The organism is Acidovorax sp. JMULE5, from assembly GCF_013376875.1.
GTDB classification, from domain to species: Bacteria; Pseudomonadota; Gammaproteobacteria; order Burkholderiales; family Burkholderiaceae_C; genus Acidovorax; species Acidovorax facilis.
This window is the reverse complement of the sequence record NZ_CP035951.1, coordinates 2,589,313-2,601,407: the sequence shown is the minus strand read 5'-3', so window position 1 is coordinate 2,601,407 and position 12,095 is coordinate 2,589,313. Positions and strand designations below refer to the sequence as shown.

At 64.2% G+C, this 12,095-nt stretch carries 11 protein-coding genes; 9 read left to right on the top strand and 2 right to left on the bottom strand.

Features of this window, described 5'->3' with window-relative positions; translation table 11 throughout:
* Positions 1-69 precede the first annotated feature (69 nt).
* The 5 genes from EXV95_RS11680 (at position 70) to EXV95_RS11660 (ending at position 6,390) form a co-directional block, all read left to right on the top strand.
* Positions 70-939, top strand: a complete 870-nt coding sequence (locus EXV95_RS11680) for an MOSC domain-containing protein (RefSeq protein WP_176886976.1) — start codon at positions 70-72, stop codon at positions 937-939.
* A gap of 83 nt (positions 940-1,022) precedes the next feature.
* Entirely contained in the window at positions 1,023-2,117 is a 1,095-nt protein-coding gene (gene ychF / locus EXV95_RS11675; protein WP_121421105.1) for a redox-regulated ATPase YchF, read from the top strand.
* A gap of 128 nt (positions 2,118-2,245) precedes the next feature.
* Positions 2,246-3,124, top strand: a complete 879-nt coding sequence (gene rarD / locus EXV95_RS11670) for an EamA family transporter RarD (RefSeq protein ID WP_055393385.1) — start codon at positions 2,246-2,248, stop codon at positions 3,122-3,124.
* Positions 3,125-3,371: 247 nt separating this feature from the next.
* On the top strand, positions 3,372-4,613 hold the full coding sequence (locus tag EXV95_RS11665) for a diguanylate cyclase (RefSeq protein WP_176886975.1): 1,242 nt from the start codon (positions 3,372-3,374) through the stop codon (positions 4,611-4,613).
* A 139-nt stretch (positions 4,614-4,752) separates the two neighbouring features.
* Complete coding sequence (locus EXV95_RS11660; protein WP_176886974.1) at positions 4,753-6,390, top strand: bifunctional aminoglycoside phosphotransferase/ATP-binding protein; 1,638 nt, start codon at positions 4,753-4,755, stop codon at positions 6,388-6,390.
* Positions 6,391-6,412: 22 nt separating this feature from the next.
* On the opposite strand, the gene EXV95_RS11655 is transcribed toward EXV95_RS11660, so the two are convergent.
* The gene (locus EXV95_RS11655) at positions 6,413-6,883 is read right to left on the bottom strand and encodes a YqaA family protein (protein WP_176886973.1); all 471 of its coding nucleotides are present in this window, start codon (positions 6,881-6,883) and stop codon (positions 6,413-6,415) included.
* A 165-nt stretch (positions 6,884-7,048) separates the two neighbouring features.
* Between EXV95_RS11655 and EXV95_RS11650 the strand changes: the two genes are divergently transcribed.
* From EXV95_RS11650 to purH, 4 genes are all read left to right on the top strand, one after another.
* Positions 7,049-7,612 carry a M15 family metallopeptidase gene (locus EXV95_RS11650; protein ID WP_176886972.1) on the top strand — a complete coding sequence of 188 codons (564 nt, stop codon included), beginning with the start codon at positions 7,049-7,051 and terminating at the stop codon, positions 7,610-7,612.
* 161 nt (positions 7,613-7,773) lie between these two features.
* Positions 7,774-8,820: a tRNA dihydrouridine synthase DusB gene (dusB, locus tag EXV95_RS11645; protein WP_176886971.1), complete on the top strand. Its 1,047-nt coding sequence runs from the start codon at positions 7,774-7,776 to the stop codon at positions 8,818-8,820.
* Complete coding sequence (locus EXV95_RS11640; protein ID WP_015015597.1) at positions 8,817-9,050, top strand: Fis family transcriptional regulator; 234 nt, start codon at positions 8,817-8,819, stop codon at positions 9,048-9,050. The genes dusB and EXV95_RS11640 overlap by 4 nt, the downstream gene beginning before the upstream one ends.
* A 95-nt stretch (positions 9,051-9,145) precedes the next feature.
* Positions 9,146-10,762 carry a bifunctional phosphoribosylaminoimidazolecarboxamide formyltransferase/IMP cyclohydrolase gene (purH, locus tag EXV95_RS11635; RefSeq protein ID WP_176886970.1) on the top strand — a complete coding sequence of 539 codons (1,617 nt, stop codon included), beginning with the start codon at positions 9,146-9,148 and terminating at the stop codon, positions 10,760-10,762.
* A gap of 80 nt (positions 10,763-10,842) precedes the next feature.
* Here purH and pobA read toward each other — a convergent pair whose 3' ends face one another.
* The gene (gene pobA / locus EXV95_RS11630) at positions 10,843-12,027 is read right to left on the bottom strand and encodes a 4-hydroxybenzoate 3-monooxygenase (protein WP_176886969.1); all 1,185 of its coding nucleotides are present in this window, start codon (positions 12,025-12,027) and stop codon (positions 10,843-10,845) included.
* Between the last annotated feature and the right edge of the window lie 68 nt (positions 12,028-12,095).

Genomic DNA, 12,095 nt, shown 5'->3' with positions numbered 1-12,095 from the left:
CTGGGCCCTTGGGCGCGGTGCAAAATCGGGCTCGCTGTCCAACTGGTCATTTTTGAGGAGCACCTTCGCGTGAGTTTCCACCCTGATTCCGATCTGTCGGGCACCATCGCGCGCCTGTTTGTCTATCCCGTCAAGTCGTGTGCCGGCATTGAAGTGCAGCAGGCCTTGCTCACCGATACGGGGCTCGATCTGGACCGTGCCTGGATGGTAGTAGACGCTGAGGGCATGTTTGTAACCCAGCGCACGCTGCCGCGCATGGCGCTGATTCGCCCGCAGCTCAAAGCTGATGAGATGGTGCTGCGTGCGCCTGGCATGCTGGCCTTGCATGTGGCCATCGATGCGGTCGAGGCTCCCGCCACAGTGACCGTGTGGCGCGACACGGTGCCCGCATGGGACATGGGTGCCGTGGCGGCGCAGTGGTTTACGGACTTCCTCGGCCAGCCCTGCCGCCTTGTCCGTTTTGATCCGGAATACCGCCGCTTGTCCAGCATGGAATGGACGGGCGGTGTCGAGGCGCCGAACCAGTTTTCCGATGGTTTTCCGTTGTTGCTCGCCAGCCAGGCATCGATGGATGAGCTGAACGTGCGACTTCAGGCTGCAGGCCATGCCGCCGCTGGGATCGAGCGGTTTCGGCCCAATGTGGTCCTGGCCGGGGTGGACGCACACGACGAGGACCGAGTGGATCTGGTGCGTGTGGATGCGCAAGAGGGTGAAATCCACCTTCAGCCCGTCAAACCCTGTTCGCGGTGCCCCATTCCTGACATCGACCCCGCGACAGCCGAAAGCAACCCGTCGGTGGGGGACACCCTGCGGACCTATCGGAAGGACCAACGGCTCGATGGCGCCATCACGTTCGGAATGAATGCCATCGTGCGCCAGGGGGCGGGCCAGATGCTGCGCGTGGGGCAGCGGGTGGCGGCCAATCTGCGCTTCGACTGACGGTGTGAACATGGCGTGAAAGGGGGTTAGCTGGCTGGCCCGTAAAATCGGCGGTTTGTCTCCGAAATCCAGAAAGCCCTGCCATGAGCCTCCAATGCGGCATCGTGGGCTTGCCCAACGTCGGCAAGTCCACCCTTTTCAACGCGCTGACCAAGGCCGGCATCGCCGCCGAAAACTATCCGTTCTGCACCATTGAGCCCAATGTGGGCGTGGTGGAAGTGCCTGACCCCCGCCTGCAGCAGCTCGCCCAGATCATCTCGCCCGAGCGCATCGTGCCCGCCATTGTCGAGTTTGTGGACATCGCTGGTCTGGTGGCCGGTGCCAGCCAGGGTGAAGGCCTGGGCAACCAGTTCCTGGCCCACATCCGCGAAACCGACGCCATCGTGAACGTGGTGCGCTGCTTTGAAGACGACAACGTGATCCACGTGGCTGGCCGCGTGGACCCGATCTCGGACATCGAGGTGATCCAGACCGAGCTGTGCCTGGCCGACATGGGCACTGTCGAAAAGGCGCTCAATCGCTACACCAAGGCTGCCAAGTCGGGCAACGACAAGGATGCCGCCAAGCTGGTGGCGCTGCTCACGCGCATCCAGGCTGCGCTCAATGAAGGCAAGCCCGCCCGCTCGGTCGAGATCACCAAGGAAGAGCAGCCGCTGCTCAAGTCCCTGTGCCTGATCACCGCCAAGCCCGCGATGTTCGTGGGCAACGTGAGCGAAGACGGCTTTGAGAACAACCCTTTCCTCGACCGCCTCAAGGACTACGCCGCCAGCCAGAACGCCCCCGTGGTGGCCATCTGCGCCAAGATGGAAGCCGAGATGGCTGAAATGAGCGACGAAGACCGTGACATGTTCCTGGCCGAAATGGGCCAGACCGAACCCGGCCTCGCGCGCCTGATCCGGGGCGCCTTCAAGCTGCTGGGCCTGCAGACCTATTTCACTGCGGGTGTGAAGGAGGTGCGCGCGTGGACCATCCACATTGGTGACACGGCACCCCAGGCGGCCGGCGTGATCCACGGTGACTTCGAGCGCGGCTTCATCCGTGCGCAGACGATTGCCTTTGACGATTTCATCGCCTACAAGGGTGAGCAGGGCGCCAAGGATGCTGGCAAGATGCGCGCCGAAGGCAAGGAATACGTGGTCAAGGACGGCGACGTGCTGAACTTCCTGTTCAACGTCTAAAAATCACTGAAAACGCCATCGGGTTATGGCCCGGTGGCCCGCAATCCCTGCAGGGCCCCTGGCATGCAGGGATTTTTTACGACCGTTTGGCAGGGGGGGGGCACGCATCCCCCTGAGCATCGATTTCTATGAACACTGGAATCCTCTACGCCGCCCTGGCTTACATCGCCTGGGGCCTGTTCCCCTTGTATTTCAAGCAGGTGGCAGACGTGCCCTCGCTCGAGGTGGTGATGCACCGCACACTGTGGTCGCTGGTGTTTGTATTTGGCGTACTGATGGTGCGCAGGCAATGGTCGTGGATGGGGACCGTGCTGCGCCAGCCCAAGGTGCTGGCGGCATTTGTGCTGTCTGCGATGCTGCTGTCGGGCAACTGGCTTACCTATGTGTGGGCGGTGCAAAACCAGCACGTGGTAGACGCCAGCCTGGGCTATTTCATCCTTCCTCTGGTCAACGTCGCGCTGGGCTTTGTATTTCTGCGTGAGCGGCCTCGCTCGGGCCAATGGATGGCGGTGGCCGTGGCGGCCGCTGGCGTGCTGTGGCTGGCGGTGCAGGCTGGGCGCCTGCCCTGGATTGCACTGGTGCTGGCCTTGAGTTTTGGGTTCTATGGGTTGTTGCGCAAGGTTGCTGTGCTGGGCGCACTGGAGGGTCTCGCGCTGGAGACGCTGGTGCTCGCGCCGGTGGCCGCCGTTGTGCTGGGCTGGTGGGCGTGGCAAGGCCAGGGTGCGCTGGTGCAGGGCACGCCCGCCACCGTCGGCTGGCTGCTGCTTGCGGGACCCATGACGGCAGTTCCGCTGCTGCTGTTTGCGGCGGGTGCGCGCCTGATCCCGATGTCCACCTTGGGCATACTGCAATACATCTCGCCCAGCCTGCAGTTTGCGCTGGGCGTGTGGTTGTTCCATGAACCGTTCGAGCCAGCGCGCCTGGTGGGGTTTGTCTTGATCTGGGCGGCGCTGCTGGTCTACAGCATGGAAGGCTGGTGGACGCGTCGGCGGGTTGTAGTGGCCTGAAGAAGGGCCGAGTTCTCCCCGCACCGCATGCGTGGGACCAGGGGCTGGGAGTCTTTCCGAGGGGGCTCGCGTCGCATTCATTGCACAGATTTGCTGCGCCGCTGGAGGCGCTACTGGAAAACACGGAGCGCGACGGTGTCAGTTCTGCGTAAGATGCGCGGGCTCGTCTGCCGGGTGTTGGTGCCTGCAGCCTGCGCATTTCGGTGAAGCATCACCCGAACGAACCCGGGCTCAGGCCTGCCTCCACATGTTTTTTGGTCGCAAGAATCCGTTTTCGGCGACGGACGCCTTTCCCCTGTCCGACGCTGTCATGGAGTTCGATGACACGTCTTCAGCCATGGTGCGCCCGGCCCGCCGCGCGCTGGATGGAATGGGGCCGCGCAGTGGGCGCACTGCGCGCGAAAAATGGTTGCTGGCCGCAGGGCTGATGGGGCTCTATGCGCTGGCGATGCTGGGGTTTTGTGCGCTGGGCATGGTGGACCTCCAGGTGCTCGCCGTGTTGGGCGTGCTGGTGGCGGTGGTCTGCGCGACCTTCTGGGGCATTTTCAACACGGGCTTGCACAAGAATGTGCGGCATCGGCACCTGAAGCTGGCTATGGTGGCTACAGCGCTCGCGTGCATGCTCGGCATTGTCTACCTGGCGCCCGTTACGCAAATCCTGTTGGCGCCATTCACCTTTGTGGCCGTGGCCTATGGCATTTTCACTGTGCCACGGCCCACCCTGCTGGCACTGGCGGCCTGCATGTTGTGCCTCTATGCCGGGGTGGTGGGGCTGCACTACCTGGAGCAGCAGAACAACGCCCTGCTGCGCCTGGAGGCATTGCATTGGGTGGCTCTGGCGGTCTCTCTGCCCGCCTTCATTGCCCTCATGGGCCGGGTGCAGCGCCTGTACCGCAGCCTCTACCATGCAAGCCGCAAGATCAAGAACATCCAGGAAGACGCCCAGCGCGATCCGCTGGTGGGATGCTTCAACCGCCGCTACGTGTTGGCCGCGCTGGAAGAGCAAAAACAGCTGGCCGACGAAAGTGGCATCCCGTTATGCCTGGCCGTGCTGGACATTGACCACTTCAAGCGCATCAACGATGAGCTGGGGCATCTGGGGGGCGACGAGGTGCTGCGCACCTTTGCGCGCATCGCGCAGCAGGGCGTGCGCGGGGGCGATGTGTTTGGCCGGTATGGGGGGGAAGAGTTTCTGCTCATCTTCCCTGGCACTTCGTTGCTGCCCGCGCTCAATACCTGTGAGCGCATTCGCGCGCAGGTGGAAACCCATGCCTGGACCGGATTGCTCAAGGGCCGGGTGACGGTATCGGTCGGGGTGACACAGTATGTGTTGGGGGAATCGGTGCTGGAGTTCTTCTCGCGGGCCGATACCGCCATGTACATGGCCAAGGAAGGCGGGCGCAACCAGGTGGTGGTCGAGGAGCCCGTTGCCAAAGGCGATTCGCAGCTGTCGGACTTGTCGATCTCCAACAGCAACGCTTTCCTGTAGCTGCTGGCCGTTGTTTGCGCTGGCCGGGTTGACAAGCGGCCTTCGGTGTTCACACTGAAGCCTGTTTCCATCCCCCACGTTGGGCGGCATGGCTGCCTTTCGCGCTTGCGCGTTGGTGCCTTTCCCCCTCGTCCGTTCCATGCCCTTATCCACCGACCTGCCGGCCGAATTCGCCACCGCCCAGCAGCGTGTGCGTCTGCTGCAGCAACAACCGCAGGCTTTTCCCCACCCTGTAGAGCGCGTGGAATGTATCGAGACCCACATCTCCTGGGTGCTGCTTGCGGGTGACTTTGCCTACAAGCTCAAGAAACCCTTGCAGCTGGATTTTCTGGACTTCAGTACCCATGCCCTGCGGCACGCCGCCTGCGAGGAAGAGCTGCGCATCAATCGCCGCACGGCGCCGGGCCTGTACTTGGGCCTTGTAGGTTTGGTGGGTCAGGTGACTGCTGGGGCGGATGGCGCCCCCACCAAGCTTCAGGTGGTGCCGTGGAAAGACGCTCTGCCAGGCGCCGAACCCGTCGTGCGGATGCGACGTTTTGCCCAGGACGCACTGCTCGCCGCTGCACTGGATGCGCATCGCGTGTCGCCTGTGCAGATCGACCAGCTGGCGTGCCATGTGGCGCAGTTCCACAACGCAGCCGCCGTCGCTGCAAGCACCGACACCTGGGGCACGGCGGCAGCGGTGCAAGCGCCAGTGGATGACTGTGTGGCGGCTCTGCGCGCACCCGTGGCAAGCGCGCTGCCCGGTCAGGGCCCCCTGCTGGCGCAGGTGGTCGGCTGGTGTCGGCACCAGGGGCGGGCCCTGGCCACCGCGTTCGAGGCACGGCGGGCAGCCGGTCGGGTGCGCGAATGCCATGGCGATTTGCATCTGGCCAACATTGCACTCATCGATGGCGAGGCCCAGCTGTTCGATGCCATCGAGTTCAACCCCGCCTTGCGCTGGATCGACTGTGTGGCCGATATCGCCTTTGTCGTGATGGACCTTGCGGCCCATGGCCGGGCCGATCTGGCCTGGCGGTTTTTGAACCGGTGGCTGGAACACACGGGAGACTACGCGGGCCTGTCCGTTTTGCGGTACTACGGCGCCTACCGCGCGTTGGTGCGGGCGCGGGTTGCTGCCCTGCGGCTGAATCCAACCTGCGGTGATGGAAGTGCGCAGGCTGTGCAAGCCCTGGAGGAATATCTGGAACTGGCGGCGGGTTTTGCGGGGCAACGGCCTGCGCGCTGGCCGGTGGCGCGCCCTGCTGCGTTGTGGCTGGCCCATGGCTTTTCGGGGGCGGGCAAGAGCACCCATGCGCTGACCCTGGCGTGCCAGCGTGGATTGGTGCGCGTGCGGGCGGATGTGGAGCGCAAGCGCCTGTTCGGCCTGGCGCCTAATGCTTCCAGCGACGGCGTACCTGGCGGCATCTACACCGCCGAGGCTACATTCCGCACGCACCAGCGGTTGGCGCAAGTGGCGCGCGAGGTGCTGGTGGCAGGCTACTCCGTGATCGTGGATGCCACCTTGCTGGACCGCGATGCCCGCGCGCTTTTCCTGGCCCTGGCCGATTCTTTGCAAGTGCCCTGCCACATCCTGTCGTTCGAGGCCCCCTTGTCAGTGCTGCGCGAGCGTGTGCGCCAGCGCGCGCTGGCCGGAGCCGGTGCGTCAGAGGCGGATGTGGCGGTGCTGGACGCCCAGTGGGCCCGCGCCCACCCGCTGCAGTCCCACGAAGAGGCGATCACGCTGCACGTGGACACCACGGTGCCCGTGAACTGGGACCGTCTATTGCCGCCCTGATCCCGGTGCCTTCGGCGGGCCACTACATCGCCAGATGCCCTGGCATGAAGTACAGCAACACGCTCGTCATAACCAGATAGCGGAAGAATTTGCCCACAGCCATATAGGCCAGGCAAGGCCAGAACGGCAGCTTGAGCCAGCCTGCCACAGCACACAGCGGGTCGCCCACCACGGGCAGCCAGCTCATCAGGCAGGCGGGGGCGCCAAAGCGCCGAAGCCAGTTCAGCGCGCGAACTTCAGTGGCATTGCCACGGGCCTTGTCCACCACCTTGTGAGCGCCCAGGCCCATCCACCAGCTCACACCACCGCCCAGCGTGTTGCCAACCGTGGCCACCAGGATGGCGGGCCAGAAGAGTTCAGGGTTGATCTTGATCAAGCCGAACACTGCAGGCTCCGAGCCCAAAGGCAGCAGCGTGGCGGAGATGAACGCCACCACAAAGACCGTGCTCAGGCCGAACTGCGGCAGCGCAAGCCATTCCAGCAGCTGGTGCATCCAGATTTCCATAGGGGCCAAGTGTAGGGCTGCGCAGCCGGTGCTTTGGTGCCAGGGGGCGCTGTCCTACGCCGGGCTGCGCCATCTGCGCATGGCTTGCAAGGGGCTCCTTTCTTATCGTGGTAACCACACCGTCCCCCGAAAAATTCCCAAGGAGGAGGCAGCATGCAACGTTTTGAACCCCACGTCTTCCCCAGCACCACCCCTCTGGCTGGCGCGCCTGTTGGCTCGCGCTGGCTGCCTCTGGCCCTGGCGCTGCTGATGGCTGCCTGTGTGCACAGCCCACAGGCAGCGGTGCCTGAACTGCAACCCGCTGAGGTGCATGTCGCCAGCCCTTGCAGCGAAACACCTTCTGCGCGCGCCGCCTTGCAGCGGGTGGGCCAGGAATTGCAGGCGCAGGGCATGGTGTTGCAAGCCACCTGCCCGGCCACTGGTGGCGGCTGGGTGGTGCAGGTGCGTGTGGTGGACGGCATGAAGGCCAGCAAGGTGGTGCGCGGGCCGCTGGCCGATGGGCACGATGTTGACATGGGAACGCCTGCGGGTGCGGCGCTGGCAGGTGCAGAGTCTGCCGCCCAGGGCTTCTCGCCCGATGTGCTGCACAACCGCGCCTGGCTGCGTGCGACGATGGCCCGCCACCAGTTTGAAAACACCCCCGATGCTTGGTGGCACTTTGCGCTGCGCGGCGCTGCAACGGTGCACACCGCGGACGCTGACCTCGCCGCGCGATGACCTTGCTCCCTGCGGGGTGGTACTCGCCCCGGCTGCGCGTGAGGGTGACAAAGCCGTCCGATTTTCAGCGGGCGCGACATTTCATTTGCTGAAATTTTGAGCAGGTACAATCCTGCCTCCTTTTTCAGCATCTGCTGCTGCCTCCCTATCCCACCCCGCCCATGCACATCGGCCACATTACTTTGGCGAACCGGTTGTTCGTCGCCCCGATGGCGGGCGTCACCGACCGGCCGTTCCGCCAGCTGTGCAAGGCGCTGGGGGCGGGCTACGCGGTGAGCGAGATGGTGACCTCGCGCAAGGACTTGTGGAACAGCCTCAAAACCTCGCGCCGGGCTAACCATGAAGGGGAGCCGGGGCCCATTGCCGTGCAGATCGCCGGTACCGATGCGCCGATGATGGCTGAGGCTGCGGTCTACAACGTGGAACGCGGCGCGCAGATCATCGACATCAACATGGGCTGCCCGGCGAAGAAGGTCTGCAATAAATGGGCGGGCTCCGCCCTGATGCAGAACGAGGTGCTGGCGGTGGAGATTGCCGCTGCGGTGGTCGAGGCCTGCGCGCCCTTCAACGTGCCCGTCACGCTGAAGATGCGCACCGGCTGGTGCCAGGAGCACAAGAACGCCGTGCAACTCGCGCGCCAGTTCGAGGCCGTCGGCATCCAGATGCTGACCGTGCATGGCAGAACGCGTGAGCAGGGCTACAAGGGCCATGCCGAGTACGACACCATCGCTGCCGTCAAGGCGGCGGTCAAGGTGCCCGTGGTGGCCAACGGCGACATCACCTCGCCCGAAAAGGCGCGCGACGTGCTCGCTGCCACCGGGGCCGACGCGATCATGATCGGCCGCGCCGCACAGGGCCGACCATGGATCTTCCGAGAGATCGGCCACTTCCTGGCCACGGGCGAACACCTGGCGCCGCCGCTGGTGGCCGAGGTGCGCCGCCTGCTGCTGGACCACCTGCAAGACCACTACAGCCTGTATGGCGAGCTGACCGGGGTGCGCAGTGCGCGCAAGCACATTGCCTGGTACCTGCGCGCGCTGCCGGGCGGCGAGGCCTTCAGGCAACACATCAACACGATCGAAGACTGCGCCACGCAGTGGCAGGCCGTGGCCGACCACCTGGACGCCCTCGGGCAACAGATGGACCGGCTGCCTGCCGCCACGGGCTTGGACGCAGAACCAGAAGAACAAGAGGGATTGGCTGCATGAGCAAGAAACACATAGAAGAATGCGTGCGCGAGAGCCTGCAGGGCTACTTTCGCGATCTGGGCGGCGAGACGCCCGATGGCATGTACGACATGCTGGTGCGTGTGGTCGAAAGGCCGCTGCTGGAAGTCGTGATGCAGCAAGCCGACAACAACCAGTCCCGCGCGGCCGAATGGCTGGGCTTGAACCGCAACACGCTGCGCAAAAAGCTCGTCGAGCACAAGCTGCTCTGACGTCATTGTGTTATTTGCTATTTAATTTGTAGCTGCTTGCGCTTGATGGATAAGCGCTAGAGCCTGTTTTTATTCAAACTCTCCTCTCCCACACCATGAACGCACTTCTCTCCGTCTCCGACAAGACCGGCATCGTCGAATTCGCCCAAGCGCTGCACGCGCTGGGCATCAAGCTCCTGTCCACCGGTGGCACCGCCAAGCTGCTGGCCGACAAGGGCCTGCCCGTGACCGAAGTGGCCGAGGTCACCCAGTTCCCCGAGATGCTCGACGGCCGCGTGAAGACGCTGCACCCCAAGGTGCACGGCGGCCTCCTGGCGCGCCGCGATGTCCCACAGCACATGGCCGCGCTGAAGGAACACGGCATCGACACCATCGACCTGCTGGTGGTCAACCTCTACCCCTTTGAAGCCACCGTGGCCAAGGCCGGTTGCACGCTGGCCGACGCCATCGAGAACATCGACATCGGCGGTCCTGCCATGGTGCGCAGCGCAGCTAAGAACTGGAAGGACGTCGGCGTGATCACCTCGGCCGACCAGTACGAGGCCGTGCTGGCTGAACTCAAGGCAACCCATGGACAAGGTTCTTGCAAGCTCAGCGACAAGCTGCGCTTTGCACTGTCGGTGGCCGCATTCAACCGCATCGCCCAGTACGACGGCGCCATCAGCGACTACCTCTCGTCCGTCACGTTCGAAGAAGAAAAGTTGTCGGAAACCTACGTGCCCACGCGCACCCAGTTCCCCGGCCAGAGCAATGGCATCTTCACCAAGGTGCAGGACCTGCGCTACGGCGAAAACAGCCACCAGCAAGCCGCTCTGTACCGCGACCTGTACCCCGCGCCCGGCTCGCTGGTCACGGGTGTGCAGCTGCAGGGCAAGGAGCTGAGCTACAACAACATCGCCGACGCCGATGCCGCTTGGGAATGCGTGAAGAGCTTTGAAGCCGCCGCCTGCGTGATCGTCAAGCACGCCAACCCCTGCGGCGTGGCCGTGGGCCTGGACGCGCTGAGCGCCTACAGCAAGGCCTTCCAGACCGACCCCACCAGCGCTTTCGGCGGCATCATCGCGTTCAACCGCGTGGTGGACGGCCCTGCCGCCCAGCAGGTGAGCAAGCAGTTTGTCGAAGTGCTGATGGCCCCCGACTTCACGGCCGAGGCGCTGGAGATCTTCAAGGCCAAGGCCAATGTGCGTCTGCTCAAGATTGCATTGCCCGCCCACGGCGGCAAGACAGACTGGGAACGTGGCCGCAACGCCATGGACGCCAAGCGCATCGGCTCGGGCCTGCTGCTGCAGACCGCTGACAACCACGAGCTGTCGCTCATCGACCTCAAGGTCGTGACGAAGAAGCAGCCAACGCTGGAAGAAATGGAAGACCTGCTGTTCGCCTGGAAGGTCGCCAAGTACGTCAAGAGCAATGCCATCGTCTTCTGCAAGGGCGGCATGACCATGGGTGTAGGCGCTGGGCAAATGAGCCGCCTGGATTCGGCCCGCATCGCCAGCATCAAGGCGGGTCACGCAGGCCTGACCTTGCAAGGCACGGTCGTAGCCAGTGACGCCTTCTTCCCCTTCCGCGACGGCCTCGATGTGGTGGTGGATGCGGGCGCTACCTGCGTGATCCAGCCCGGCGGCTCCATGCGCGACAACGAAGTGATTGACGCAGCGAATGAGCGTGGCGTGGCCATGGTCTTCAGCGGCGTGCGCCACTTCCGGCATTGATTCGACCGGCGGGCATCCAACAAAAAGCGGCTTCCAAGGAAGCCGCTTTTTTTTGCCCGTTGTCAGGATGACGGTGAGATTCAGGTCCCGAAATTCATCGGCAGTCCGACATAGTTCTCCGCCAGCGACACCGAGGCTGCACGCGAGTTGACGAGGTAGTCCAGCTCCGCCTCCTGGATCTTCTGTCCGAACTCGCCGGTCTCTGGAAAGCGGTGCATCAGCGAGGTGAACCACCACGAGAAGCGCTCGGCGCGCCACACGCGGCGCAGGCAGCGGTCGGAGTAGGTGTCGATGCCCACGGCAGACTTCTCCTGGTAGAACTCGGTCAGGGCGGTCCAGAGGTAACCCACGTCGCTGGCCGCCAGGTTCAGGCCCTTGGCGCCCGTGGGCGGCACGATGTGGGCCGCGTCGCCCGCCAGGAACATGCGGCCAAAATGCATGGGCTCGGCCACAAAGCTGCGCAGCGGGGCAATGCTCATCTCCAGCGCCGGGCCGGTGACCAGATTGGCGCGCGCCTCGGGGTCCAGGCGGGCACCCAACTCGGTCCAGAACTGGTCGATGGTCCAGTTCTCGATCTTGTCGGTGTTGGGCACCTGCACGTAGTAGCGGCTGCGGGTGGCGCTGCGCATGCTGCACAGCGCAAAGCCACGTTCGGTGTTGGCGTAAATCAGTTCGTGCGACACCGGCGGCACATCGGCCAGCACGCCCAGCCAGCCAAAAGGGTAGACGCGTTCGTAAGTCTTGAGCAGTTCGGCCGGAGCGCTGGCGCGGCACACGCCGTGGTAGCCGTCGCAGCCTGCGATGAAGTCACAGGCCAGCTCGTGCGTCTGGCCGTCCTTCTGGTAGGTCACGCGGGGGCTTTGGCCGTCGAAGTCGTGCACTTGTACGTTCTGCGCGTCGTACACGGTGGTCAAGCCTTCCGCCGCGCGCGCGTCCATCAGGTCGCGCGTCACTTCGGTCTGGCCGTACACCGTCACGCGGCTGCCGCCGGTCAGGTCGTGCAGGTCGATGCGGTGGCGCTGGCCCTTGAACAGCAGCTCGATACCATCGTGGGGCAGCCCTTCGGTATGGGCGCGGGCACCAACGCCAGCCTTGTCCAGCAGGTCCATGCTGACCTGCTCCAGCACACCTGCGCGGATACGGCCCAGCACGTAGTCGGGGCTGCGCTGTTCGATGATGACGGCGTCAATGCCGGATTTGTAGAGCAACTGGCCGAGCAGCAGACCGGCGGGGCCTGCGCCGATGATGGCAACCTGGGTACGCATGGTGGACAACCTCACAAAGGCGTTAGAAAGCGGTAAAGGAACAGGGCCAAGCGTAGGTTGATCCATGT